This window comes from Methyloversatilis discipulorum, from assembly GCF_018780585.1.
In the GTDB taxonomy this organism is placed as follows: domain Bacteria; phylum Pseudomonadota; class Gammaproteobacteria; order Burkholderiales; family Rhodocyclaceae; genus Methyloversatilis; species Methyloversatilis discipulorum_B.
Genome location: NZ_JADMJL010000013.1, coordinates 1 through 23,927, shown reverse-complemented (window position 1 = coordinate 23,927; position 23,927 = coordinate 1). Strand labels below are relative to the sequence as shown.

At 67.6% G+C, this 23,927-nt stretch carries 23 protein-coding genes and 1 riboswitch; of the genes, 14 read left to right on the top strand and 9 right to left on the bottom strand.

Annotation, left to right across the window (positions count from 1 at the left end):
* The first annotated feature begins 21 nt into the window (after nucleotides 1–21).
* A riboswitch (SAM riboswitch) is annotated at nucleotides 22–100 on the top strand.
* An 84-nt stretch (nucleotides 101–184) separates the two neighbouring features.
* The 3 genes from metH to IV112_RS05320 all read left to right on the top strand — a co-directional run bounded on the left by metH (nucleotide 185) and on the right by IV112_RS05320 (nucleotide 5,848).
* Entirely contained in the window at nucleotides 185–3,868 is a 3,684-nt protein-coding gene (metH, locus tag IV112_RS05330; protein WP_304001544.1) for a methionine synthase, read from the top strand.
* Between the two features lie 124 nt (nucleotides 3,869–3,992).
* Nucleotides 3,993–5,267 (top strand): mechanosensitive ion channel family protein, encoded by a 1,275-nt coding sequence (locus IV112_RS05325; protein WP_304001542.1) that lies wholly within the window; start codon nucleotides 3,993–3,995, stop codon nucleotides 5,265–5,267.
* Nucleotides 5,268–5,338: 71 nt separating this feature from the next.
* Nucleotides 5,339–5,848, top strand: a complete 510-nt coding sequence (locus IV112_RS05320; protein ID WP_304001540.1) for a GNAT family N-acetyltransferase — start codon at nucleotides 5,339–5,341, stop codon at nucleotides 5,846–5,848.
* A gap of 327 nt (nucleotides 5,849–6,175) precedes the next feature.
* Here the strand turns inward: IV112_RS05320 and IV112_RS05315 are convergent, their stop codons facing one another.
* The 6 genes from IV112_RS05315 to IV112_RS05290 all read right to left on the bottom strand — a co-directional run bounded on the left by IV112_RS05315 (nucleotide 6,176) and on the right by IV112_RS05290 (nucleotide 10,059).
* Nucleotides 6,176–6,799, bottom strand: coding sequence for a 3'-5' exonuclease (locus tag IV112_RS05315; protein WP_304001538.1), 624 nt, complete (start codon nucleotides 6,797–6,799; stop codon nucleotides 6,176–6,178).
* On the bottom strand, nucleotides 6,796–7,155 hold the full coding sequence (gene arsC / locus IV112_RS05310) for an arsenate reductase (glutaredoxin) (RefSeq protein WP_304001536.1): 360 nt from the start codon (nucleotides 7,153–7,155) through the stop codon (nucleotides 6,796–6,798). The genes IV112_RS05315 and arsC overlap by 4 nt, the downstream gene beginning before the upstream one ends.
* Nucleotides 7,156–7,230: 75 nt before the next feature.
* Nucleotides 7,231–7,641 (bottom strand): cupin domain-containing protein, encoded by a 411-nt coding sequence (locus IV112_RS05305; RefSeq protein ID WP_304001533.1) that lies wholly within the window; start codon nucleotides 7,639–7,641, stop codon nucleotides 7,231–7,233.
* Nucleotides 7,638–8,090, bottom strand: a complete 453-nt coding sequence (locus tag IV112_RS05300; RefSeq protein ID WP_304001531.1) for a carboxymuconolactone decarboxylase family protein — start codon at nucleotides 8,088–8,090, stop codon at nucleotides 7,638–7,640. Before IV112_RS05300 ends, IV112_RS05305 begins: the two co-directional genes overlap by 4 nt.
* Before the next feature lie 87 nt (nucleotides 8,091–8,177).
* Nucleotides 8,178–9,047, bottom strand: coding sequence for an RNA polymerase sigma factor SigJ (sigJ, locus tag IV112_RS05295; RefSeq protein WP_304001529.1), 870 nt, complete (start codon nucleotides 9,045–9,047; stop codon nucleotides 8,178–8,180).
* A 112-nt stretch (nucleotides 9,048–9,159) separates the two neighbouring features.
* Nucleotides 9,160–10,059 (bottom strand): LysR substrate-binding domain-containing protein, encoded by a 900-nt coding sequence (locus IV112_RS05290; protein WP_304001526.1) that lies wholly within the window; start codon nucleotides 10,057–10,059, stop codon nucleotides 9,160–9,162.
* A gap of 116 nt (nucleotides 10,060–10,175) precedes the next feature.
* Here IV112_RS05290 and IV112_RS05285 point away from each other — a divergent pair, with 116 nt between their 5' ends.
* The 3 genes from IV112_RS05285 (at nucleotide 10,176) to IV112_RS05275 (ending at nucleotide 12,622) form a co-directional block, all read left to right on the top strand.
* Complete coding sequence (locus tag IV112_RS05285; RefSeq protein WP_304001524.1) at nucleotides 10,176–10,964, top strand: SDR family NAD(P)-dependent oxidoreductase; 789 nt, start codon at nucleotides 10,176–10,178, stop codon at nucleotides 10,962–10,964.
* 75 nt (nucleotides 10,965–11,039) lie between these two features.
* Nucleotides 11,040–12,047, top strand: a complete 1,008-nt coding sequence (locus IV112_RS05280) for an extracellular catalytic domain type 1 short-chain-length polyhydroxyalkanoate depolymerase (RefSeq protein ID WP_304001522.1) — start codon at nucleotides 11,040–11,042, stop codon at nucleotides 12,045–12,047.
* 122 nt (nucleotides 12,048–12,169) lie between these two features.
* Complete coding sequence (locus tag IV112_RS05275) at nucleotides 12,170–12,622, top strand: PRC-barrel domain-containing protein (RefSeq protein ID WP_304001520.1); 453 nt, start codon at nucleotides 12,170–12,172, stop codon at nucleotides 12,620–12,622.
* Nucleotides 12,623–12,707: 85 nt separating this feature from the next.
* Here IV112_RS05275 and IV112_RS05270 read toward each other — a convergent pair whose 3' ends face one another.
* The 3 genes from IV112_RS05270 to IV112_RS05260 all read right to left on the bottom strand — a co-directional run bounded on the left by IV112_RS05270 (nucleotide 12,708) and on the right by IV112_RS05260 (nucleotide 14,928).
* A complete protein-coding gene (locus tag IV112_RS05270) occupies nucleotides 12,708–13,226 on the bottom strand; it encodes a metal-dependent hydrolase (RefSeq protein ID WP_304001517.1) in 519 nt (172 codons plus the stop codon).
* 101 nt (nucleotides 13,227–13,327) lie between these two features.
* Complete coding sequence (gene ycaC / locus IV112_RS05265) at nucleotides 13,328–13,951, bottom strand: isochorismate family cysteine hydrolase YcaC (RefSeq protein ID WP_304001515.1); 624 nt, start codon at nucleotides 13,949–13,951, stop codon at nucleotides 13,328–13,330.
* Between the two features lie 110 nt (nucleotides 13,952–14,061).
* Complete coding sequence (locus IV112_RS05260) at nucleotides 14,062–14,928, bottom strand: pirin family protein (RefSeq protein ID WP_304001514.1); 867 nt, start codon at nucleotides 14,926–14,928, stop codon at nucleotides 14,062–14,064.
* 147 nt (nucleotides 14,929–15,075) lie between these two features.
* Between IV112_RS05260 and IV112_RS05255 the strand changes: the two genes are divergently transcribed.
* The 8 genes from IV112_RS05255 (at nucleotide 15,076) to IV112_RS05220 (ending at nucleotide 23,844) form a co-directional block, all read left to right on the top strand.
* On the top strand, nucleotides 15,076–15,978 hold the full coding sequence (locus IV112_RS05255) for a LysR family transcriptional regulator (RefSeq protein ID WP_304001678.1): 903 nt from the start codon (nucleotides 15,076–15,078) through the stop codon (nucleotides 15,976–15,978).
* A gap of 102 nt (nucleotides 15,979–16,080) precedes the next feature.
* Entirely contained in the window at nucleotides 16,081–16,542 is a 462-nt protein-coding gene (locus tag IV112_RS05250; RefSeq protein ID WP_304001512.1) for a TerB family tellurite resistance protein, read from the top strand.
* Nucleotides 16,543–16,629: 87 nt separating this feature from the next.
* Entirely contained in the window at nucleotides 16,630–17,262 is a 633-nt protein-coding gene (locus IV112_RS05245) for a paraquat-inducible protein A (RefSeq protein ID WP_304001510.1), read from the top strand.
* Nucleotides 17,259–17,906 carry a paraquat-inducible protein A gene (locus tag IV112_RS05240; RefSeq protein ID WP_304001509.1) on the top strand — a complete coding sequence of 216 codons (648 nt, stop codon included), beginning with the start codon at nucleotides 17,259–17,261 and terminating at the stop codon, nucleotides 17,904–17,906. Before IV112_RS05245 ends, IV112_RS05240 begins: the two co-directional genes overlap by 4 nt.
* Nucleotides 17,899–19,539, top strand: coding sequence for an intermembrane transport protein PqiB (locus IV112_RS05235; RefSeq protein WP_304001506.1), 1,641 nt, complete (start codon nucleotides 17,899–17,901; stop codon nucleotides 19,537–19,539). The genes IV112_RS05240 and IV112_RS05235 overlap by 8 nt, the downstream gene beginning before the upstream one ends.
* The gene (locus IV112_RS05230) at nucleotides 19,536–20,102 is read left to right on the top strand and encodes a PqiC family protein (protein ID WP_304001504.1); all 567 of its coding nucleotides are present in this window, start codon (nucleotides 19,536–19,538) and stop codon (nucleotides 20,100–20,102) included. Before IV112_RS05235 ends, IV112_RS05230 begins: the two co-directional genes overlap by 4 nt.
* Nucleotides 20,103–20,285: 183 nt before the next feature.
* A complete protein-coding gene (locus IV112_RS05225) occupies nucleotides 20,286–23,234 on the top strand; it encodes a fibronectin type III domain-containing protein (protein WP_304001502.1) in 2,949 nt (982 codons plus the stop codon).
* A 58-nt stretch (nucleotides 23,235–23,292) separates the two neighbouring features.
* A complete protein-coding gene (locus IV112_RS05220) occupies nucleotides 23,293–23,844 on the top strand; it encodes a cohesin domain-containing protein (RefSeq protein WP_304001500.1) in 552 nt (183 codons plus the stop codon).
* Nucleotides 23,845–23,927 lie beyond the last annotated feature (83 nt).

Sequence of the window (23,927 nt, the reverse complement as noted above, 5' to 3'; positions counted from 1 at the left end):
TGAACCCCGCACCCCCTTAAGGTGCGGGTCCGCGCCGATTTGAGCCTCCAGCTTGCGGGCGCGTTATAAATGCCGCTAAAGCGAGCTGCCCACGACCCGTCAGCACGCTTTCCGCGTTCGGCGGGTTTTTCGCTTTTGTGTCCGCCATTCGATGATCACGGGTCGCCGCTCCACGGAGAGACCGATGATTCGTCCAGACTGCACCGAACAGCTCAAGGCCCTGATGGCCCGCCGCATCCTGATTCTGGATGGCGCGATGGGCACCATGGTGCAGAAGCACCGGCTGGTCGAGGCTGACTACCGCGGCACACGCTTCGCCGATCACCCGAAGGACCTCAAGGGCAACAACGATCTGCTGCTGCTGACGCGGCCGGACGTGATCCGCGGCATCCACGCGGCCTATCTGGAGGCCGGCGCGGACATCATCGAAACCAACACTTTCAACGCCACGGTGATTTCGCAGGCCGAATACGGCCTGGAAGCCATCGTGCACGAGCTGAACGTCGAAGGCGCGCGCATCGCGCGCGCGGCGTGCGACGAGTACACCGCGAAGAACCCGGACAAGCCGCGCTTCGTCGCCGGCGTGCTCGGCCCGACCTCGCGCACCTGTTCGCTGTCGCCGGACGTGAACGATCCGGGCTTCCGCAACGTGAGCTTCGACCAGCTGGTCGATGACTACGTCGCCGCCGCGCGTGGCCTGACCGAAGGCGGCGCCGACCTGCTGCTGATCGAGACCGTGTTCGATACGCTGAACGCGAAGGCCGCGGTGTTCGCGGTCGAGAAGTTCTTCGACGAGGTCGGTCGCCGCTGGCCGGTCATGATTTCCGGCACCATTACCGACGCCTCCGGCCGCACGCTGTCCGGCCAGACCGCCGAGGCGTTCTGGAACTCGCTGCGCCACGCGAATCCGATCTCCTTCGGCTTCAACTGCGCGCTCGGCCCGAAGGACATGCGCCAGCACGTCGAGGAACTGGCGCACCTGGCCGACACCCACGTGTCCGCCCACCCGAACGCCGGCCTGCCGAATGCCTTCGGCGAGTACGACGAAACGCCGGCCGACATGGTGAATCACCTGCGCGAGTGGGCGCAGTCGGGTTTCCTGAACATCGTCGGCGGCTGCTGCGGCACGACGCCCGACCACATCCGCGCCTTCGCCGAGGCGATGGACGGCATGCCGCCGCGCGCCGTACCCGAGATCGAACGCAAGCTGCGCCTGTCCGGGCTGGAAGCGTTCAATGTCGGCGCCGACTCGCTGTTCGTGAACGTCGGCGAGCGTACCAATGTGACCGGCTCGCGCGCCTTCGCGAAAATGATTCTGGAATCGCGCTTCGACGACGCGCTGGCGGTGGCCCGCCAGCAGGTCGAGAACGGCGCCCAGGTCATCGACATCAACATGGACGAGGCGATGCTGGATTCGGTCGCCGCGATGGAGCGCTTCCTCAAGCTCATCGCCTCCGAGCCGGACATTTCGCGCGTGCCCATCATGCTCGATTCGTCGAAGTGGAGCGTGATCGAAGCCGGCCTGAAGTGCATCCAGGGCAAGGGCGTCATCAACTCGATCTCGATGAAGGAAGGCGAGGCGGAGTTCCTGCGCCAGGCCAAGCTCGCACGCCGCTACGGCGCGGCGGTCATCGTGATGGCTTTCGACGAGAAGGGCCAGGCCGACACCTACCAGCGCAAGACCGAAATCTGCCAGCGCGCCTACACGCTGCTGACCGAACAGGTGGGCTTCCCTCCGGAAGACATCATCTTCGATCCGAACATCTTCGCGATCGCCACCGGCATCGCCGAGCACGACAACTACGCGGTCGATTACATCGAGGCGGTGGGCTGGATACACAAGAACCTGCCGTACGCGAAGACTTCGGGCGGCGTGTCCAACGTGAGCTTCTCCTTCCGCGGCAACGACCCGGTGCGCGAAGCCATCCACACCGTGTTCCTGTACCACGCGATCCGCAACGGCCTGTCGATGGGCATCGTGAACGCCGGCCAACTCGGCGTGTACGAAGACATTCCGCAGCCGCTGCGCGACAAGGTCGAGGACGTGGTGCTGAACCGCCACCCCGGTGCCGGCGACGCGCTGGTCGAGTTCGCGATCACGGTGAAGGGACAGGCCAAGGAATCGACGCAGGATCTGGCCTGGCGCGAATGGCCGGTCGAGAAGCGCCTCGAGCACGCGCTGGTCAAGGGCATCACCGAATTCGTCGTCGAGGACACCGAAGAGGTGCGCGCGCGGCTGGAAGCCGAAGGCAAGCCGCCGCTGGCGGTGATCGAAGGTCCGCTGATGGCCGGCATGAACCACGTCGGCGACCTGTTCGGCGCCGGCAAGATGTTCCTGCCGCAGGTGGTGAAGTCGGCCCGCGTGATGAAGCAGGCGGTGGCCCACCTGCAGCCCTACATCGAGGCGTCGAAGAAGGTCGGCGAAACCAAGGGCCGCGTCGTCATGGCGACGGTGAAGGGCGACGTGCACGACATCGGCAAGAACATCGTCGGCGTGGTGCTGGGCTGCAACGGCTACGACGTGGTCGATCTGGGCGTCATGGTGTCGTGCGACCGCATCCTGCAGACCGCACGCGAGCACAAGGCGGACATCATCGGCCTGTCGGGCCTGATCACGCCGTCGCTGGAAGAGATGAGCCACGTCGCGTCGGAAATGACGCGCGAGGGCTTCGACATTCCGCTGCTGATCGGCGGCGCCACCACATCGCGTGCACACACCGCGATCAAGATTGCGCCGCATTACGCATCTCCGGTCGTGTATGTGCCGGACGCCTCGCGCGCGGTCGGCGTCGCCACCAGCCTGCTGTCGAAGGATCAGCGCGCGGCCTATGCCGAAGAAGTGGCGGCCGACTACGCGAAGATCCGCGAACAGCATGCGGCCAAGAAGGGCCAGAAGCTGGTGTCGCTGAACGACGCGCGCGACAACGCCTACTGCTGCGGCTGGGGCAGCGAGGTGATCCCCGAGCGGCCGCAGAAGATCGGCCGCCAGGTGATCGAGGACCAGGATCTGTCGGCGCTGGTCGACTACATCGACTGGGGTCCGTTCTTCCAGACCTGGGAACTGTCGGGTCCGTATCCGGCCATTCTCGACGACGAAATCGTCGGCGAGGAGGCGCGCAAGCTGCTCGCCGACGCGCAGGCCATGCTGCAGCAGGTGATAGCCGGCAAGTGGCTCACCGCGCGCGCCGTATATGGCATCTGGCCAGCCAACAGCCGCGGCGACGACATCGAGTTCTACAGCGACGAGACGCGCCTGAATACCGCGATGACCTGGCACAACCTGCGCCAGCAGCACGAGCGCCCGGCCGGCAAGCCGCACTACTGCCTGGCCGACTTCGTGGCGCCGCGCGCCAGCGGCGTGGCCGACTGGGCCGGCGCCTTCGTCGTCACCGCCGGCATCGGCATCGAAACCAAGCTCGCCGAGTTCGAGAAGACGCACGACGACTACAGCAGCATCATGCTGAAGGCGCTGGCCGACCGTCTGGCCGAGGCCTTCGCCGAGTACCTGCACGCGAAGGTGCGGCGTGAGGACTGGGGCTATGCGCTTGACGAGCAGCTCGACAACGCCGCGCTGATCGCCGAGAAGTACCGCGGCATCCGCCCGGCGCCGGGCTATCCTGCCTGCCCGGACCACACCGAGAAGGGCGATCTGTTCCGCCTGCTCGACGCCGAGGCGGCGATCGGCGTGTCGCTGACCGAAAGCTACGCCATGCTGCCAACGGCCGCGGTAAGCGGCTTCTACCTCGCCCACCCGGACGCGCAGTACTTCGCGATCACCAAGGTCGGTGCCGATCAGGTGGCCGATCTGGCGGCGCGCAAGGGTATGCCCGAGCCCATCATGAAGCGCTGGCTGGCGCCGGTGATCTGACGCGGGCGGGGTCAGCCCCCGCCTTGCGGAACCCCTGCCGTGGGCGGCTGTCGGTCCTGCATGCCGACAGAGCCGGCGCGCCTTCGCGGCGCCGCCGCCATCGGCCATTCACAGGGAGACAACAATGACGAGCTACCTCGAGCTCATGGAGGCCTTCGACCATTACCCGCCGGAGCTGCGCGCGCTGATCGGCATCGCGCTGATCGCGCTGCTGGCCTGGGTGGCCAACTGGGTGGTCAAGAAGGTACTGCTGCGCCTCCTGTCGCGCGCGCTGCGCATGCTGCCGGTGGCCGAGGGGCAGACCGCGTTCGATGATACCGTCGTGCGGCGGCTGTCCAATGTCGTGCCGGCACTGATCGTGCATAACGGCATCGCACTGCTGCCCGATATGCCGGCGACCGCGGTCACCGTGGTGCAGAACGTCGCCGGCGCGTTCATGGTGCTCACCGTCGCGCTCGCGCTCGGTGCGCTGCTCAGCTGGCTGAACGCGCTGTACGAGCGGCGGCCCGGCGCCCACCTGAAGCCGATCAAGGGCTATATCCAGGTGGTGAAGATACTGCTGTACGCGGTCGCCGCCATCCTGATGGTGGCGGCGCTGATCGACCGTTCGCCGCTCATCCTGCTGTCCGGTCTCGGTGCGATGGCCGCGGTGCTGATGCTGGTGTTCCAGGACACGCTGCTGTCGCTGGTGGCCAGCGTGCAGATTTCGTCGAACGACATCGTGCGCGTCGGCGACTGGGTGGAAATGCCGCAGCTCAACGCCGACGGCGACGTGATCGACATCGCGCTGCACACGGTGAAGGTGCAGAACTGGGACAAGACCATCACCACCATTCCGACCAAACGCTTCATCACCGACCCGTTCAAGAACTGGCGCGGCATGCAGGAGTCGGGCGGTCGCCGCATCAAGCGCAGCCTGCTGCTCGACCAGCAGAGCGTGCGTTTCCTGTCCGACGAGGAGCGGCGCGGCCTGGCACGCTTTGCATTGCTCGAGGACTATCTGGGCGAGAAACAGCGCGAGATCGACGACTGGAACCGTCAGCTCGAAGCGCGCGGCAAGGCGCCGGTCAATCACCGCCGCATCACCAATATCGGTTGCTTCCGCGCCTACGTGGAGCGCTTCCTGCGCGCGCATCCGGGTATACACCGCGACATGACGCTGCTGGTGCGTCAGCTCGCACCGACGCCGGACGGCCTGCCGCTGGAGATCTACTGCTTCACCCATACGACCGTGTGGGCTGAGTACGAAGGCATACAGTCCGACATTTTCGACCATCTGCTGGCCATCCTGCCGGAGTTCGGTCTGCGCGTGAGTCAGCATCCGATCGGTGTGGATCTGCGCGAGATCGGTCGCCGTCTTGCTGCGGGACACCGGTCAGAGCTGCGCGCCGCGTCGTGAGACGGCGCGCAGGGGTCACAACGCCGCCAGGTGCCGACGCGCATTTCACTTTCTGAGGCTTTGCAGTACCGATGCATCCGCTCATCCGCCCGATGCGCGCCGACGATGTCGACGCCGTGCTTGCGCTGCAGGCAATCGCCTATGCCGATGCGGCCTTCGTACCCGAGGGCGCGGCCGTCTATCGGAATCGCATGAGGCTGGCGCCGGATCTTTGCCTGGTCGCGCAGTCAGCGGCCGGCGATCTGCTCGGCTATCTGGTTTCGCATCCGTGGCACGACGGCAAGCCGCCGGCGCTGGACACCGAACTTGCCGCGCTGCCGGTGCCGGCGACGCGCTGGTATCTGCATGACTGCGCGGTGGCCGCGTCGGCCCGCGGCAGCGGCGTGGCGGCCGCGCTGTACGAGGCGGCGCACGATGCGGCGGTATGCCGCGGACTTCGCTGTGCCGCCCTGGTGGCGGTCGGCGATGCCGCCGGCTACTGGGCGCAGCGCGGCTACCGACCGGCGCTTGGGACTGTGCCTGTGCAGGCGCTTGCAAGCTATGGCGAAGGTGCCTGCTACATGACCCGCGTGCTCGGCTGAGGCGCAGCACGGGCAAGCTTCGCGGGTCTCTGAGAGAGGGGGCGGGTCTTCTGATCCCGACTGCGACCTGTATCGAAGCCTGCGGACCGCAGCGGTCGCGTCGCGGCCAAGGCCGCTCCCACAGAGGCGGGCGCCAGACTCGCGGTCGGTGGCCGGAGCCGGGTTTCTGTGGGAGGGGTCTTCTGACCCCGACTGCGGCCTGTATCGAAGCCTGCGGACTGCAGTGGCCGTGTCGCGGCCACGGCCGTTCCCACAGGAGGGCGCCAGACTCGTGGCTTGAGCCTCGGGAGGCTGCAGGAGCGGTCTTCCGACCGCGACAAGACGCGCTCAGCGCCCAGGCAGCAGCGCCTGTCTTTCCTGCGGCGTCAGCGTGAGCGCGAGGTATACGCGTAGCGCGGCGTAGGCGTCGTTGGCGGCATAGAGCTTCTGCGCATCGCTCAGGCGGGGCAGCGACCAGTTGGTGGTGGTCACCGATTTCGACTTGCGGAAATTGCGGTCCAGCACCAGGCCGACGGCGGCGCGTGCGCCCAGCGAGTTGTTGTAACCACGACGGCGAAACAGGTGATCGAGGTCGAGCACCGACTGCAGCGTGGCGCCGAGCTTCGCGTGGATCTGGCTGCGGTCGGCGCTGAGGCCGAAGCCTATCTTCAGCACCGCCGGATCCTCCAGCAGCAGGGACGCCGCATCGCGACTGGCGCTGTCGTGCATCTGGAACAGGAAGGCGCGGTCGGGCAGCGCGAACTGCACGAGGTGCGGCCCGCTGCTCACTTCACCCGGCTTGAAGGTGGGTTTGGATTCGGTGTCGAAGCCGGCTTCACCGGCTTCGCGGATCTCAGCGACCGCGGCAGCGACGGCTTCCCTCGTGTCGGGAATGACGATGTCTTTCAGCGTCAGTCCTTCGAACGGCTGCATCAGATCGGTTTCGGCCTTGCCCGGCCCGGTCTTTCTCATCGCGCGGGCAGGATGTCGAGCACCCGTTCCGGCGGTCGGCACAGCCGGGTGCCGAGCGGCGTGGCGACGATGGGCCGGTTCAGCAGCACCGGGTGTTCGGCCATCGCAGCGATCAGCGTGTCGTCGTCCAGCGACGGGTCGTCGAGGCCCAGTTCGCCATACAGCGCTTCCTTGCTGCGCATCAGCTCGCGCACCGGCACGCCACAGGCGGCGACCAGCGCACGCAGCGCCGCGGTCGACAGCGGGGTTTTCAGGTATTCGACGACCTGGGGCTCGAAGCCGCGTTCGCATATCAGTTCGAGCGCGCCGCGCGAATTGCTGCATTTCGGGTTGTGATAGACGGTGATGACGCTCATGAGACTTGCCGTGATGTCGGAGCGTCGGGACGATAGCAGACTGCGTTCCGCGGCGCGCCGCGGAACGGCGGTCGCTCAGTTCGCCAGCAGCACCACCGGCACGCCCTGTTTCTTCACCATGAACACGGCGAAACGGGCGGGCGCCGTGCTGCTCAGGTTGCGCGCCTGCGTGTGGATGTCGTCCGGCTTTTCCTCGAACACGTCACCCGGCTTGAGCCGGCGCTCGGGTCCGCCCGCCACCTGCATCAGCACTTCGCCCTCCAGCATGTAGACGAAGACATGCGCCTGATGGCGATGCGCCGGGCTGGCTTCGCCGGGGGCCAGCGTGACGACCAGCAGCACGCCTTCGTCCAGACCCGGCTGCAACGGCTGGCTCAGGCGCTGCGCAACGCCGCCGCCGCCGTGACCGGCTTCGTGCGCGGGGGCAGGCGGCGCGATGAACGCCAGCGACAGCAGCGCGGTGAACAGCGACGCGCGGCGCATCATGACGCCCTCCGCTCGATCGGTTGCTGCATCGATACGGCGATGCGGTTCCAGGCGTTGATGGTGGCGACGGCGAAGGTCAGTTCGGCGATCTGCGCGTCGGCGAAGTGCTGTTTCAGCGCGTCGAACTGCGCGTCCTCCGGTGCGCCGTCACCGATGCGGGTCAGCGTTTCCGCCCAGTCCAGCGCGGCGCGCTCGGCGTCGCTGAAGAAGCTGCACTCGCGCCAGCCGGCGACGACGTCCATGCGCTGGGCATCCTCGCCCAGCCCGCGCAGCGCGGTGGCGTGCATGTCGAGGCAGAAGGCGCAACCATTCATCTGCGACACGCGCAGATAGACCAGCTCGACCAGCTTCTTGTCGAGCGCGCCACGGCCGATCTGGTCGGACAGGGCGTACAGGGTTTTGTAGGCTTCCGGCGCGAGGCGGAAGTAGGGCAGACGCAGGCCGTGCATGAGAGCTTCTCCATGTGAGGGCGCAGCGGAATCGATGCGCTCATGGACAAGACGACGACCGGCCGCCCGGTGTGACAGCCGCCTGTATCAGTCGATGCGGAAGCTGCCCAGCTTGTCCGGATTGAGTACGCCGTACAGGGCGAGCACGCGTTCGCCGTCGGTCACGATGGACAGCGTCGAGTGCAGCACGCCGTTGCGGAAGCGCAGGATGGCCGGCTCGCCGTTCACCAGGCCCTCGCGCCATTCCAGACTGATGTTCGGATTGCGCGCGACCGCGTAGTAAAGCCAGGCGATGCGCGAAGCGCCGTGCAGCGGCTTGAGGGTCGCCCAGGTCTTGCCGCCGCCGTCCGACACGGCGATCGCGTCGTCCGCCAGCAGGCTTTCGATGTCGTCGCGCTTGCCCGATTGCGCGGCGGCCATGAAACGGCGCAGCACGCGCAGATGGGCCTCGCGGTCGACGGTGAAGCGCGGCTGCTGTTCGCCCACCCGTGTCTTCGCGCGATGCACCAGCTGGCGGCAGGCCGCCTCGCTCTTGTCCAGCGCCTGTGCGACCTCGGGGTAGTCGTAGTCGAACACTTCGCGCAGCAGGAAGGCGGCGCGCTCGTCCGGGCTCAGGCGTTCGAGTACCGCGATGAAGGCGAACGACAGGTCGTCGGCTCGCTCCAGCCGCGATTCCGGCGTGATCAGGTCGTGCTCGGCCAGCGGTTCCGGCAGCCAGGGGCCGACGTAGTGCTGCGCTTCGGCCTTGCGTGCGCGCAGCCGGTCAATGCTGAGCCGGGTCACCGCGGTGACCAGCCAGGCTTCGGCGGAGCGCAGGTCGGCCGGGGCGGACTCGTGCCAGCGCAGCCAGGCGTCCTGCAGCACGTCGTCGGCGTCGGCGCGCGAGCCGAGCATGCGGTAGGCGATGCCGGTCAGTCGCCGGCGGTGCTGATCGAAGGTGTGGGTGGTCAAGGTCATGTGCGGGCGCCAGAGCGGGAGTGGATACGCGTCGAAGACGCGCCAGCGCCTGCACTTGTGACAGCGCGCTCAGCGAAATAGGGCAGATTGTCCGCCCGCCCTACCGTCGCCTTCAATCCCCGCCAGGCGCCGGCCAGCTTTCGGCGAGGAAGTCGATGAAGCAGGCGATGCGTGCGGCCAGCGTGGTGTTGCGGTAATACACGGCATGCACCGGCTGGAAGCTCGCCACGCGCAGCGGTGCGAGCAGCTCGACCAGCCGGCCGCTGCGCCGGTCGTCCTCGGTCATGAAGTCCGACAGGCAGGCGATGCCTTCGCCGGCGAGCGCGAGCTGGCGCACCGTTTCGCCGCTGGACGCGGACAGCGACGGGCGGATCGCGCAGCCTTCGCCGTCCGCCGTGCGCAGCGGCCAGGTGTTCAGATGGGCCGGCGCGGTGAAGCCGATCAGCCGGTGCGCGGCGAGTGCCGCCGCGTCAGCCGGTTCGCCGTGTACGGCCAGATAGGCCGGCGATGCCAGCATGCGCAGCATCGAGCGGCCGAGCAGGCGCGCGTGCAGCGTCGAATCCGGAAGCGTGCCGATGCGCAGCGCGACGTCGGTGCGCTGTTCGATCAGGTCGGTGATGCGGTCGTTGCTGTGCAGCTCCAGTTCGATGTCCGGGTAGCGCGCGCGAAACGCGCCGACGCGCGGCACCAGCACATGCAATACGAAGGGCGAGGCGGCGTCCACGCGCAGCCGCCCGGCCGGGCGCTGACGGCGGATGGCCATGCATTCCTCCGCCTCAGCCAGCGCGGCGACGATGCGCCGCGCATGGTCGGCGAACAGCCGGCCCTCTTCGGTCAGGTCGATGCGCCGCGTCGTGCGCACGAGCAGCGTGCTGTCCAGCCCGCGTTCCAGCCGTGCCAGCGCACGGCTGACGCCGGACACCGTCTGCCCGAGCTGTTCGGCGGCCGCGGTCAGCGAGCCGCCATCGACCACCGCCAGATAGGCCAGCAGGTCTTCGGTGCGCGTCGTCATGGGCGTGGTCCGGTTGATATTTGACGCACAGTCAACAATCAATTGTATTTTCGACGGTTAATGAAATGATAAGCCGGCGGCACACTTGCAGGCACATCAACTGCAAGGAGCTGCACATGGATCTCGAACTGAAGGGCAGGCGCGCCCTGGTCACCGCGTCGTCGAATGGCATCGGGCTGGAAATCGCCCGCGCGCTGGCGGCCGAAGGTGCGCAGGTGGTAATCAACGGGCGCAGCGCGGCCAGCGTGGAGGCCGGCGTCGCCAGCATCCGCGCCAGCCATCCGCAGGCCGACCTGCTGCCGCTGGTGGCCGACAACGGCACGGCGGACGGGTGTGCCGCCACGCTGGCCGCGCTGCCGGAGGTCGACATTCTGGTGAATAACCTCGGCATCTACGAGGCGGTCGGCTTCTTCGACGAGAGCGACGCCGACTGGCAGCGTCTGTTCGAGGTGAACATCCTGAGCGGTGTGCGGCTGGCCCGGCACTACCTCGCCGGCATGCTGGCCCGCGGCGACGGGCGCGTGGTGTTCATATCCAGCGAATCCGGCATCAGCCCGGCGCCGGAAATGGCGCACTACAGCGCGACCAAGACCATGCAGCTGGGCCTGTCGCGCTCGCTGGCGGAACTGACGCAGGGCACGCGGGTGACGGTGAACGCGGTGTTGCCTGGCCCCACGCGCACCGAAAGCGTCGAGAAATTCATCCAGGACCTGTTTCCCGATCTGGCACCGGCCGAGGCGCAGCGCCGCTTCATGGCCGAAAACCGGCCGTCGTCGCTGATCGCGCGGCTGATCGACCCGGCGGAAATCGGCGCCGTCGTCGCCTTCATCGCCAGCGCCCGCGCCGCGGTGATCAATGGCGCGGCGATCCGTGCCGAGGGCGGGCTGGTGCGCACGGCCTTCTGACCGGCGACGCGCCGATGACACGGTGATCCGTCGGCATGCGCAGGGCTGTCGCACAAGGCACCGCATAATGGACCGATGAAAAAACGCACACGCAAGTCGGTCTGGGCCCGAAGTCTCGAACGCAGCCTGGTTGCCATCACCCGCAGCGCAATGAAGACCGGCGCGCGCGCAGTGGGGCGGGCGATGAAGCCGGTGGTCAGCCGGCGCACACCACCGCCGGGCGACGGGGCGTGGGTGCTCGGCATTGCCACCGGTGTCGCCGGTGCGCGCCGCTTCAGGCTCTATCGACCGCCCGGTGTCGCGATCGGCGAGCGCCTGCCGCTGATGGTGATGCTGCACGGCTGTGGCCAGGATGCGAACGCCTTCGCCCGCAGCACGCGCATGAACCGGGTGGCGATGCGCGAGCGCTTCCTCGTGCTCTACCCGGAGCAGGACAGGTTGGCCAACGCGCAGGGGTGCTGGAACTGGTTCGACGCCACCGCCGGCCGCGCCAGTGGCGAAGCGGCGCTGATCATGAAGATGATCGACCAGGTGTGCCTGCTGCACCCGGCCGACTCCGGGCGGGTGGCCATCGCCGGACTGTCAGCCGGCGCCAGCATGGCGGCCCTGCTGGCGACCCGTCACCCCGCACGGTTCCGTGCCGTGGTGATGCACTCCGGCGTGCCGCCGGGCACCGCCCATTCAAGCCTGTCAGCGCTCGGCGCGATGCACGGCCATCGCGCCACGAAGCCACTGGAGGCGACGCCGCTGGAGAAGGAAAGCGGCTGGCCGCCGTTGCTGGTCATTCACGGCGACGCCGACAGGGTGGTGGCGCTGCAGAACGCCCACGCCGCCGCGCAGCAGTGGGCCGAGGGCCTGGGCGCCCGCGCCCGGCCGTCGCGCAGCGTGCAGCGCGGTCAGCGGTACGCGATGACGGTGACCGACTTCCGCCGTGGCAGCGTCCTCGTGTCCAGGCTGGTCCAGATCCACGGACTGGCGCACGCATGGAGCGGCGGTGCCGCACAACTGCCCAGCAGCGACCCGCGCGGGCCCGATGCCTCACGCATGGTCTGGGCATTCGCGGCGGCGCAGTTCCGGGCCTGAGCGGTGGCTGCGTGGGCTGCCGAACAGACCGCGTTGTCGCGGGCGCCTAGTCTGCTGCAGGAGGAAGCAGGTACGCGGCGGGTTCCGCTGCGACGACTGCACACCTTCGACAGGAGATGACCATGAACTATGAAGATCGCGACGCCTACGGCATATACAAGCCGGCAGGAAACAACGGAGCAGGACCGGATGCGCACACCGGCCCCGGGCCCCATCTGATGGGGGCTGACACCCTCATCGGCAACGAGGTCTACAACAAGCAGTCGGAAGAACTCGGAGACATCAAGGAAATCATGCTGGACATGCGCACCGGCCACGTGAGCTACGCGGTGATGTCCTTCGGCGGCTTTCTGGGCATGGGCGAGAAGCTGTTCGCTGTCCCGTGGGACGCGCTGAAGCTGGACACCGAGAACAAGCGTTTCGTGCTCGACGTGAACAAGGAGCGCCTCGAAAGCGCACCGGGCTTCGACAAGAACCACTGGCCCGATATGGCCGACGTCGCCTGGGAGAAGGGCATTCACGCCTACTACGGCACCCGGCCTTACGGTCAGGCGGACACGTCGTCCATCGTCTGATCGTGCGGACCCTGCCGGCACCTGCAGCGTGATTCACGCAAGTGCCGGCGGGACCTCCGTCCGGCGGTGCGTCTCGCGCACCGGTTCAGACCTTGGCCGGGACACCGCTGCGCTGGCGGCGGTGGCGAAAGGTAATCACTGCACCGACGCAGATCGCCAGTTCGAGCGCGAACGACCAGTGCAGCAGGAAGTTGAGCCACCAGGGCGTGTGCAGCGCAGGCACGGTGAACAGCGCGAACGGGCGGTCAATGAAGGGTGCGAACCACCAGATGTCGCCGACGACACTGTCCAGCACCATATGCAGCAACCCTCCCGCCGAGAAGATGCCGAGCACGGCGGCGCCCGCACTCAAGGGCCTCGTGTGCCGCCACAGCAGTGCAAGCAGAAGCAGCGACAGCCACAAGACAGGCCAGTGACTGATGTACTTGTGATGGTGGGTTTGCCGGGCGTCGACCAGGTAGAACCACAGCATGTCGAAGTCCGGCGCGAGAGCGCCGATCACCCCGGCCGCCACGGCGACGCTCGCGCGGACGGGCAGCGTTCGCGCACGATCGACGAACTGCGTGGCGAGAAGATAGCCCGATGGGGCATGGGCGATGAACATAGGCGGCGGGCATCGAGCGGTTCAGAGCGTGCCTATGATATCGCCGGACATGACGCTGGCAGGTCATCCGTCCGGATGACCCGCCCTCATGCCTCCGGGCTTCAGCCCTTCAGCGCGTTGTAGCTGGTGATCAGGTTGCGGTAGTCCGGGATGTGGTTGGACAGCAGCGTCGCCAGGCCTTCGACGTCGTTGCGCCAGTCGCGATGCAGTTCGCACGCCACGCCGAACCAGTTGATCAGCTGTGCACCGGCCTGCGACATGCGGTCCCAGGCCGAATGGCGGGCGATGTCGTTGAAGGTGCCGGAGGCGTCGGTCACGACGAACACGTCGAACCCTTCCTCGATCGCCGACAGGGCCGGGAAGGCGACGCACACTTCGGTCACCACGCCGGCGATGATGAGCTGCTTGCGGCCGGTGGCCTTGATTGCCTTGACGAAGTCCTCGTTGTCCCAGGCGTTGATCTGGCCGGGGCGGGCGACGTAGGGCGCGTCCGGGAACATCTCCTTCAGTTCCGGCATCAGCGGGCCGTTCGGGCCCTGTTCGAAGCTGGTGGTCAGGATGGTGGGCAGCTTGAAGTACTTGGCCAGATCGGCGGTGGCCAGCACGTTGTTGCGGAACTTGTCCGGATCGATGTCGCGCACCAGCGACAGCAGGCCCGCCTGGTGGTCCACCAGCAGCATCACGGCGTCGTCCTTGTTCAGCTTCTTGTAGGTCTTCGTGGTCATGGCAATTCTCCTTGCAGTTGAGGTTGGGTGCCGGGTGGGTGGCTTTGGCCTTTGTGGCTCCCGGCGGAGTGATCCCTGCGCGCCCCGGTGCGCGCAGGGGGTGAGGCGGTTCAGGCGGTCGCGGTCTCGAAACGCCCGCTGTTGAAATCGTCGATCGCCTCGCGGATCTCGTCCTTCGTGTTCATCACGAAGGGCCCGTAGCCGGCGATCGGTTCGTCTATCGGTTCGCCGGCCAGCAGCAGCACGGTGGCGTCGGTTTCGGCGGCGATCGAGAAACGGCTGCCCTCGCGGTGGTACAGCGCCATCTGCGCCTCGCGCACCGGCTGGCTGCCGTTGGCACGGATCAGGCCTCGCAGCACCACCAGCGCCAGCGTGTGACCTTCCGGCACCGTCAGTTCGAGGTCGGCGCCGGCTTTCAGCTTCAAGTCCCACACATTGATGGGCGTGAAGGTGCGGGCCGGGCCGCTGTGCCCAGCGTACTCACCGGCGATGACGCGCAGATGTCCGGCGCCGTTCGGCAGTTCGACCACCGGAATGTCCTTCTTCGCCAGGTGCTGGTAGCCGGGCGCGGCGCGCTTGTCGCGCGCCGGCAGGTTCACCCACAGCTGCACCATTTCCAGCGGGCCGCCGCGGCGGGTGAAGTCCGGCGAATGGAATTCCTCGTGGATGATGCCGGCACCGGCGGTCATCCACTGCACGTCGCCCGGGCCGATCACGCCGCCGGCGCCGGTCGAGTCCTGGTGGGCGACTTCGCCCTCATAGACGATGGTGACCGTCTCGAACCCGCGGTGCGGGTGGCGGCCGACACCGCGCGGCGTGTCCGACGGCTCGAAGTTCGCCGGGCCGGCATAGTCCAGCAGCAGGAAGGGGCTCACGTGGCGGCCCATCGAATCGTAGGAAAACAGCGAACGCACCGGAAAACCGTCGCCGACCCAGTGCTGGCGCGGTGCGCTGTACAGACCTGCAATCTTCTTCATGGTGTTTCTCCTGTTCGTTCGCACCGTTCCGTCTGAACCGTGCTGCGTTGAGGTGAATACTAGATTCGGGACAATCGACGCACTAGACGGCAAAATCGCTATTCAGTGTTCTATTGATGGAACGATGGAGGCGGTGTGGCAACTGAGATGCAGGACCTGAACGACCTCTACTACTTCGCCCGCGTGGTCGAGCACGGCGGCTTCGCGCCGGCGGCGCGCGCGCTCGACATGCACAAGTCCAAGCTCAGCCGGCGCATCGCGCTGCTGGAGGACAGTCTCGGGGTGCGCCTGATCCAGCGCTCGACGCGCCGCTTCGCGGTGACCGAGATCGGCCAGGCCTATTACGGTCATTGCGTCGCCATGCTGGTCGAGGCGGAGGCGGCGCAGGAGGCGGTCGAGCGCACGCGCGCCGAGCCGCAGGGCATCGTACGGCTGGCCTGTCCGACCGCGCTGCTCGAATACCAGGTGGCCGACATGCTGAGCCGCTACATGGCGGCCTGCCCGCGTGTGCAGATCCATCTGGAGAGCACCAACCGACGCGTGGATGTGATCCGCGAAGGTTTCGACCTGGCGATCCGGGTGCGCTTTCCGCCGCTGGAGGACACCGACCTCGTGATGAAGGTACTGGGCGACAGCCTGCAACGCCTGGTCGCTCACCCGGACCTGATCGCGCCGCTGGGCGAGGTGCGCGTGCCGGCCGATCTCGCAACGCTGCCCAGCGTGGCCTGGGGGCCGGCGCAGCGCGACCACGCGTGGATGCTGGAAGGCCCGGACGGGGCCAGCGCGCAGGTGCGCCACGCGCCGCGACTGGTGACCGACGATCTGGCCGCCCTGCGCAGCGCGGCGCTGCACGGCGTCGGTGTCGCCCAGCTGCCGACCATGATGGTGCGCGACGACCTCGCCAGCGGCCGTCTGATCGACGTGCTGCCGCACTGGGCGCCGCGCTGCGGCATCGCCCACGTCGTGTTCCCGTCGCGCCGCGGCCTGCTGCCGGCGGTGCGCGGGTTGGTCGATCATCTGGCGCGCGAGTTTGCGCAGCTTCCGGCGTGATCGTCCGTCGCCCGATGCGGCGCGGGCGGGAACACGCCGCACCGATGCACACTCTGCACAACACGGCCGGCGACCTGCGCCGGCCCGAACGAGGATGAATGGATGTTCCGTACCCTGAAAGAGCTGTTCGACAGCTTCGCCGCACCGGCGGTCGATCCGGTTGCCACCGAACACCAGCTGCAGCTGGCCACCGCCGTGCTGCTGGTCGAAGTGATGCGCGCCGACCCGGACATCGGCGACGACGAGCGTGCCGCCGCGATGCAGGCACTGCGCGACAAGTTCGCGCTCGCCGACGACGAGATCGAACGTCTGATCGAACTGGCCACCACCGCGGCGGCCGAGGCCTACGACTACCAGCGCTTCACCGGCCAGCTGAACCGCGCTTTCGACGCCGCACGCAAGTTGCGCGTGATCGAGCTGATGTGGCAGGTCGCCTATGCCGACGGTCACCTGCACGCGCACGAGGCGCACGTGATGCGCAAGGTGGCCGATCTGCTCTACATCCCTCACGCCGACTACATCACCGCCAAGCTGGCGGCGCGCGACGGCGTCGGTGTACGCTGACGCCGCACTGCAGGCGCTCCGGCGGCGACCTCGTTGCGTGGCGGGGCAGCGGCCCGCACAATCGTCGCTGATTCCACGGTAATGCCCATGTCCCACGCGCATCCCACGCTGCCCGCCCAGACCATCGCCTGCCACGAGTGCGATCTGCTGCAGACCGAGCCCGAACTCGCGCCCGGGCAGACTGCGCGCTGCGTGCGCTGCGGCGCCTTCCTCGCACGCAACCCGCCGGACAGCCTCGATCGCACGCTGGCGCTGACGCTGACTGCCGCCATCCTGTACGTGATCGCCAACGTCTATCCGCTGGTCGGCCTCGAACTGCAGGGCCGGCGCGTCGAGGTGACGCTGATCGGCGCGGTGCAGGTGCTGTGGCAGGACGGCATGACGCCGGTCGCCGCGCTGGTGTTCGGCACCGCGCTGCTGTTCCCGCTGCTCGAACTGCTGATGATCCTGATGGTGCTGCTGCCGCTGCGCCTCGGCCGCGTGTCACCGCGGCTGGCGCCCTTCTTCCGGCTGGTCCGTTCGGTGCAGCCCTGGGGCATGGTCGAGGTGTTCCTGCTTGGCATGCTGGTGTCGCTGGTGAAGCTGTCGCACATGGCGACCGTGCTGCTCGGCACCGCCTTCTGGGCGATGGCGACGCTGATCGTCGCGCTGACGCTGGCCGGGCGCGCCTTCGACACGCGGCTGCTGTGGCAGGTGCCGCCGGAGGGCGCGAACGGATGAGGCGCGACCTGACCGCACGCGAAGCCGGGCTGATGAGCTGCCACGTGTGCGGCCAGCTGGCGCACATTCCTGCTGACCACGCGGCGCTGCTGCGCTGCCCGCGCTGCCGGGCGCCGATGCACCCGCGCAAGCCGGCCAGCGTATCGACCACCTGGGCGCTCATCATCGCCGCGGCCGTGCTGTTCGTGCCGGCCAACCTGCTGCCGATGATGACCACTTCCTCACTGCTCGGTCGACAGCAGGACACGATCATGAGCGGCGTCGTGTTCCTGTGGCAGAGCGGTTCGTGGCCGCTGGCAGCGGTGGTGTTCTTCGCCAGCATCATGGTGCCGCTGCTGAAGATCATCGCGCTCGCCTGGCTCACCGTGACGGTGCAGCGCCGGTCGCGCCGCAGCGTCATGCAGCGCACGCGGCTCTATCGCGTCGTTGAATTCGTCGGCCGCTGGTCCATGCTCGACATCTACGTCATCACGATACTGGTGGCACTCGTCAATTTCCGTGGCCTCGCCACCATCGAGGCGGGGCCGGCGGCGATCGCCTTTGGTGCCGTCGTCGTGCTGACCATGTTTGCGGCGATGAGCTTCGACCCGCGACTGATCTGGGACCCCCTCACCGAACCCGGGAAACCTGCCACCCATGTCTGACCCGACTCCGCCCGCGCTGCCCACCGCCGTGGTCGACCCGCCGCGCCGCTTCCGCATCCCGCTGGTCTGGGTCATTCCCATCGTCGCCGCGCTGATCGGTCTTTTCCTCGCCGCCCGCACCTGGTACGAACAGGGGCCGGTGGTGACGCTGCAGTTCCGCACCGGCGCCGGCCTCGAGCCGGGCAAGACGCGCATCAAGTACAAGGACGTCGACGTGGGCCAGATCAGCACCGTGCGGCTGGCGGAGGACGGCAGCCACGTCGTCGCCATCGCGCAGATGGCGCGCGAGGCGGCACCGCTGCTGGTCGAGGACACGCGCTTCTGGGTGGTCAGCGCCAAGGTGTCGGGCAGCGCGGTGTCGGGTCTCGATACGCTGCTGTCGGGTACCTATGTCGGCATGGATGCCGGCAAGTCGGGCGAGGCGCGCCGCGATTTCGTCGGGCTGGAGGATGCGCCCGTGGTGTCGCTCGGCGTGCCCGGGCGCAGCTTTGCGCTGCACGCCGACTCGCTGGGCTCGATCGACGTCGGCACGCCGGTGTACTTCCGGCGCATCCAGGCCGGGCAGGTCACCGCCTTCAAGCTTGACGACGCCGGTCAGCATCTCGACATCCAGGTGTTCATCAAGTCGCCGTACGACCGCTTCGTCACGATAGACACGCGCTTCTGGAACGCCAGCGGCATCGATCTCAAGCTGGGCGCCGAGGGGCTGCAGCTGAACACCGAATCGGCCACCGCGATACTGGCCGGCGGGCTGGCCTTCGAAACACCGCCCGGAGGCGATACCGACGCAGCCCCGGCGGGCCAGGACTTCCGTCTGTTCTCGACCCGCGCCGAGGCGCTCAAGCAGCCCAGCTCGAACGCGCAGATCTGGCAGCTGCGTTTTACCGAAACCCTGCGCGGCCTGTCGGTCGGCGCGCCGGTGGACTTCCGCGGCATCCAGATCGGCGAGGTGATCGCGATCTCGCCCGACGTCGATGTCGATGCCGCCGACGTCGGCCTGCAGGTGGACATCGCGGTGTTCCCGGAGCGCATGCAGTCGCGCAAGGACACCACGCAGGACATGAGCGAGGCCGACTTCCGCGCCTTCGTCGACCGCCTGATCAAGCGCGGTCTGCGCGCCCAGCTGCGCAACGGCAACCTGGTCACCGGTCAGCTCTATGTCGCGATGGACTTCTTTCCCAATGCGGACACGGCGAAGGTCGACTGGGCCGGGCGGCCGCCGCAGCTGCCGACGCAGCGCGGCAGCCTGGACGAACTGCAGGCGACGCTGAGCCGCATCGCCGCCAAGATCGACCGCCTGCCGCTGGACGACATCGCCGCCGAAACGCGCCGCGCCATCGCCGGTCTGGCCAGCGCGGTCGAGCGCACCGAGGCGCTGATGCAGCGACTGGACGGACTGGCATCGAACGAAGTGCGCGCCGCCGTCGCCGAAACGCAGCAGACCATGGCCGAGGCGCGCGCCGCGGTCGCCGACGGCCGCCGCCTGCTGGCCAGCGACGCGCCGCTGCAGCAGGACCTGCGCGACAGCCTGCAGGAGCTGTCGCGCGCCGCGCAGTCGCTGCGCCATCTCGCCGACACGCTTGAACGCAACCCGGAAGCGCTGTTGCGCGGCAAGCCCGAGGAGAAACCGTGATCCTTCTTCGTCTGATTCCGGTCGCCATCGTCGCACTGCTGCTTGGCGGATGCGGCAGTTCGCCCACCGTACGCCACTACACGCTCACCACCGGCGAAGCGCCGGTCGCTGCCGGCGCAGCGTCACCGAGCGTCGTCGTCGGTCCGATCAGCCTGCCGGAAGCGGTGGACCGCCTGCAGATCGTGCAGCGCGTCGCCGGTGCGCGCGCAGAGCCGGCACAGGGTCACCGCTGGGCGGGGTCGCTGAAAGCCGAACTGGCTCGCCGGCTCGCCACCGCCATCGCACGTGAGCGTGGATTGGCGCGCGTGGTGGCTGCCCCGCAGAACAGCGTCGCCCGGCCCGATCTGACGGTGCCGGTGGACGTGCTGCGACTCGATGCCGACGGCTTCTCGTCAGTCACGCTGGAAGCCGTGTGGGCCGTCCGCGGCCATGGCAACGACATCGGCAGCGGACGCTTCAGCCGCAGCGAACCGGTACGCGCGCAGACCTACGAAGCGCTGGTCGAGGCGCACGGCCGGCTGGCCGATGCGCTGGCCGCGGACATCGCAGCCGCGATCCGCTGAGCGTCTGCGCACGGCTGTAGCGGTTGCGCGACCGGTACAGTGTGCGGGACGTGCAAGCCGTTGAGCTGTCGATGTTTTCGCCGCATGGATGATCCGAACGGCTCACCCGCGAGGCGGTAAGCCGTTCGAAGATGTAATCCGGGGTCGCTGTAATCCGGCGGTTTTCTTCCGGATGTACCGACCATGAACTTCCATGCCGCATTCCTGCGACGGCTGCGCATCGCCGTCGCCGCGCTGGTGTGCGCCTGCGCGTCGCTGAGCGCAGCCGCAGCCGACATCGTTCCCTACCTGCAGACGCCGACCGCGAACTCGATCTGGGTATCGTGGAAAACCGCCGAAGGCGACGAGTCCGTCGTCGAATACGGCGTGGATGGCGGACCGCTGAACCGCACCGCCTCCGGCTCGGCGCAGACGCTGGCCGCGAACTACCGCCTGCACGGCGTACAGCTCACCGGCCTGCAGCCGGAAACGCTGTACACCTACCGCGTGCGCACCGGCAGCCAGGTGTCGCCAGTGTTCCGCTTCCGCACCCAGCCCACGGCGGCGCGCAAGAGCGGTCACTTCCGCATCCTGCTCACCGGTGACCATCAGCTGCGCAACGACGATCGCCACACACCGCTGCTGCAGGCGGCCAAGGCCAAGATCCAGTCCCTGACCGGTCTGCCGCTGGAAGAGTCGGTGCAGCTCATGCTGAACAACGGCGACCAGGTCGACGTCGGCACGCTCGATCACTACGAATTCGTGCACATGAAGCCGTCGGCCGTGGTGTCCGGCAATCTGGCCATCATGACCGCGCTGGGCAATCACGAAACCTACTACGACCCGGGTCTGGCCAACTGGCGCGCGCACAACTTCTACGACCAGATCAGCTACAAGGGCATCGCCGCTGCGGCCGACGAAAGCTATTACGCGCATCAGGTTGGTCGCGTACTGCTGGTGTATCTGAACTCGGAATCGGGCTTTTCGGCACAGGCCGAATGGCTGCGCAAGGTGGTGACCGCGGCCGACGCCGATCCGGACGTCGACTGGGTGATCAGCGTCGTGCATCGTCCCTATCAGGCGGAACAGTACGTCGGCGACATTTCGCAGTGGTTCCGCGACACCGCGATGCCGATACTGGCCGGCACGCGCAAGCACGCGCTGAACATCGGCGCCCACCACCACCTGTACGCGCGTGGTCAGACCCGCGACTGGCCGATCTACCACATCATCAGCGGCGGTACCGCCTGGGACCAGTTCTGGGGCCAGTCGACCGAGCGCGACATGGATGACGTGCAGAAGACCATCGCCAACTGGACCTGGCAGCTGATCGACTTCGATCTCGACGCGCGCTCGATGAAGGTGTCGACCTATGCCGAAGGTCACCCGAAGCTGGGCTTCGCCTACAACAGCCGGCTGATCGACGAATTCGAACGTCACCTCGATGCGGCCGCACCGGAGAAGCCGGAGCTGAACGGCGCGCCGGATGGCGCGGCGGTCACGCTGCCGCAGTCGTTCAAGCTGTCGCCCTTCATGTCGATGTCGGGCATGGCGCTGAACAGCACGCAGTTCCAGATCGCCCGCGATGCCGCTTTCTCCAGCACCGTGGTCGACCTGATCCGCGACGTCGAGAACGTCTACGGCGACACCGGCGCACCGGATTACGAGCCGGTGGACATCCATGCCGGCGTCGATATCGAAACCTATACCGTGCAGCAGTACGGCCTGAACAACGGCAGTTACTACATCCGCGCCCGCCACCGCGACGCGAATGCCGAATGGTCGCCGTGGTCGGAGGCGCGCAGCTTCAAGGTCGAAGGCAGCGCCGACGGCGACCCGGCTCTGCGTCTGGCGAAGAAGGTGTGGTCACCGGACGAGCCTGTCACCGTCGAGTACCTGAACGGTCGCGGCAAGGCCAAGGACTGGGTGGCCATCTATCGCAAGGGTCAGACGCCGGGTTCTGCCACGCCGTCGATCAAGTGGGGCTATGTGTCGGGCGTGAGCGGGCAGATGGCGTTCTCGGGACTGGCGCCAGGCGTCGAATACTTCGCCGCCTTCTTCACCGACGACAGCTATGTCGAGATCGCGCCGCGCGTGGCCTTCTATGTCGGCAACATGCCGGAACTGACGATCAACAAGACCCAGTTCAATGTCGGTGAGCGGCCGGCCTTCAGCTGGAGCGGCGCGCCGGCCGGCGCCAAGGACTGGATCGGCGTGTACCGCGTCGGCCAGACGCCGGGCGGCATTGGTTCCACCACCTGGGCCTATACGCCGACCGAGTCCGGCAGCGTCACGCTGGGCTCGCTGAACAAGGGCTATTACTACGCGGCCTTCTTCATCAACGATGCCTACTTCGAAATTTCCGACCGCGTGCCGTTCGCGGTGGGCAGCGAGATCGCGAGCGTCAGCCTGGTCAAGACCGCACTGGCCAGTGGCGAGCGTCTGGACATCCGCTTCTCCGACGGTCCGGCCACGGCCAAGGACTATATCGGCGTGTTCCGCAAGGGCGCCGTGCCGGGCATCGACCTGCTGGTGAACTACTACTACGTCGATGGCCGCGCCAGCGGCAGCCTGTCGCCGCCGGAACCGCTGCCGGATGGCGAGTACTTCCTCGCGCTGTACATCAACGACTCCTACACCGAAGTATCCAACCGCGTGGAATTCACGGTCGGTGAGGGCAGCGAGCCGGAACCGGATCCGCGCGTGCTCGGCGTCACCCGCAACCTCATCCGCACCGGCGACACGCTGGAGGTGAACTGGTCGGGCATGCCCGGCAATGCGAAGGACTGGATAGGCATCTACCGCTCGACCCAGACGCCGGGCAGCAGCAGCCCGTCGGTGCTGTGGCGCTATGCCGGCGGGGCCGCAGGTACGGCGTCGTTCAGCGGTCTGGCTGCCGGCGAGTACTACGCGGTCTTCCTGCTGAACGACGGCTACGAGGAAGCCGCCGCCCGCGTGCCCTTCGCGGTGCGCAAGCGTGGCGACATCAACGGTGACGGCGTCATCAACGTGGCCGACCGTGATGCCCAGCGCGCCGCGCTCGGAAGCTGCGACGGCGATGCGCGTTACCAGCCGCTGGCTGATTTCGACAGCGACCGCTGCATCACCCAGGCCGACTACAAGCTCTGGTACGCACTGTTCACCAAGCAGTGAGCGCTCAGTGACCACAGGCGGCGGCGCCTGACGGCGCCGCCCCGCAAGGAGAATCCACATGATGATCAAGACCCTCGTCGCCGCGCTGATCGCCGCCGGCACCCTGTCGGCCCAAGCCGCCACCGTCTCGCTGTCCGGCACCGCGAGCGCGGCTGTCGGCCAGACCTTCACGCTCGATGTGTCGCTGCTGCAGCCCTTCGACGGCGAACGCGCCGGCGACGAACTGCTCGCCTTCGGTCTGGCGCTGTCCTTCGACAGCAGCCTGCTGAAGCTGCTGGGTGTGTCGCTTGCCGACGGCTGGAGCGACGATTCGGCCTTCACCGGCCTCGTGCTGTCCGGTTCCGCCTTCCCCGGTGTGGTCGACGCAGGTCAGACCTCGCTGACGCTGGCGACCCTGTCGTTCGAGGTGCTGGGCAGTGGCAATACCTCGGTCGGCGTGATCAGCGATTCGGCGAGCGACTTCAATCAGGGCCTGCTCTACGCGATGGCGCCGACGCTGGACGTGCAGGCGTCGCATGCGCTGGCGCTCGCCGTGCCCGAGCCCGGCAGCTACGCGATGCTGCTGGCAGGCCTCGGCCTGCTGTCGCTGGCAGTGCGTCGCCGCGGCTGAGAGACGCCGGCTGGTTGGCGTCGGCCGCATCGCGATCAAGCTCGCTTGTATGTTCTGCCCTGGCAAGCGTAGGAATAGCTTGT

Excerpts from the sequence above, each read along its gene's own strand:
- metH (WP_304001544.1), top strand. The coding sequence starts at position 185 with ATGATTCGTCCAGACTGCACCGAACAGCTCAAGGCCCTGATGGCCCGC.
- IV112_RS05325 (WP_304001542.1), top strand. The coding sequence starts at position 3,993 with ATGACGAGCTACCTCGAGCTCATGGAGGCCTTCGACCATTACCCGCCG.
- IV112_RS05320 (WP_304001540.1), top strand. The coding sequence starts at position 5,339 with ATGCATCCGCTCATCCGCCCGATGCGCGCCGACGATGTCGACGCCGTG.
- IV112_RS05315 (WP_304001538.1), bottom strand. The coding sequence starts at position 6,799 with ATGAGAAAGACCGGGCCGGGCAAGGCCGAAACCGATCTGATGCAGCCG.
- arsC (WP_304001536.1), bottom strand. The coding sequence starts at position 7,155 with ATGAGCGTCATCACCGTCTATCACAACCCGAAATGCAGCAATTCGCGC.
- IV112_RS05305 (WP_304001533.1), bottom strand. The coding sequence starts at position 7,641 with ATGATGCGCCGCGCGTCGCTGTTCACCGCGCTGCTGTCGCTGGCGTTC.
- IV112_RS05300 (WP_304001531.1), bottom strand. The coding sequence starts at position 8,090 with ATGCACGGCCTGCGTCTGCCCTACTTCCGCCTCGCGCCGGAAGCCTAC.
- sigJ (WP_304001529.1), bottom strand. The coding sequence starts at position 9,047 with ATGACCTTGACCACCCACACCTTCGATCAGCACCGCCGGCGACTGACC.
- IV112_RS05290 (WP_304001526.1), bottom strand. The coding sequence starts at position 10,059 with ATGACGACGCGCACCGAAGACCTGCTGGCCTATCTGGCGGTGGTCGAT.
- IV112_RS05285 (WP_304001524.1), top strand. The coding sequence starts at position 10,176 with ATGGATCTCGAACTGAAGGGCAGGCGCGCCCTGGTCACCGCGTCGTCG.
- IV112_RS05280 (WP_304001522.1), top strand. The coding sequence starts at position 11,040 with ATGAAAAAACGCACACGCAAGTCGGTCTGGGCCCGAAGTCTCGAACGC.
- IV112_RS05275 (WP_304001520.1), top strand. The coding sequence starts at position 12,170 with ATGAACTATGAAGATCGCGACGCCTACGGCATATACAAGCCGGCAGGA.
- IV112_RS05270 (WP_304001517.1), bottom strand. The coding sequence starts at position 13,226 with ATGTTCATCGCCCATGCCCCATCGGGCTATCTTCTCGCCACGCAGTTC.
- ycaC (WP_304001515.1), bottom strand. The coding sequence starts at position 13,951 with ATGACCACGAAGACCTACAAGAAGCTGAACAAGGACGACGCCGTGATG.
- IV112_RS05260 (WP_304001514.1), bottom strand. The coding sequence starts at position 14,928 with ATGAAGAAGATTGCAGGTCTGTACAGCGCACCGCGCCAGCACTGGGTC.
- IV112_RS05255 (WP_304001678.1), top strand. The coding sequence starts at position 15,076 with ATGCAGGACCTGAACGACCTCTACTACTTCGCCCGCGTGGTCGAGCAC.
- IV112_RS05250 (WP_304001512.1), top strand. The coding sequence starts at position 16,081 with ATGTTCCGTACCCTGAAAGAGCTGTTCGACAGCTTCGCCGCACCGGCG.
- IV112_RS05245 (WP_304001510.1), top strand. The coding sequence starts at position 16,630 with ATGTCCCACGCGCATCCCACGCTGCCCGCCCAGACCATCGCCTGCCAC.
- IV112_RS05240 (WP_304001509.1), top strand. The coding sequence starts at position 17,259 with ATGAGGCGCGACCTGACCGCACGCGAAGCCGGGCTGATGAGCTGCCAC.
- IV112_RS05235 (WP_304001506.1), top strand. The coding sequence starts at position 17,899 with ATGTCTGACCCGACTCCGCCCGCGCTGCCCACCGCCGTGGTCGACCCG.
- IV112_RS05225 (WP_304001502.1), top strand. The coding sequence starts at position 20,286 with ATGAACTTCCATGCCGCATTCCTGCGACGGCTGCGCATCGCCGTCGCC.
- IV112_RS05220 (WP_304001500.1), top strand. The coding sequence starts at position 23,293 with ATGATGATCAAGACCCTCGTCGCCGCGCTGATCGCCGCCGGCACCCTG.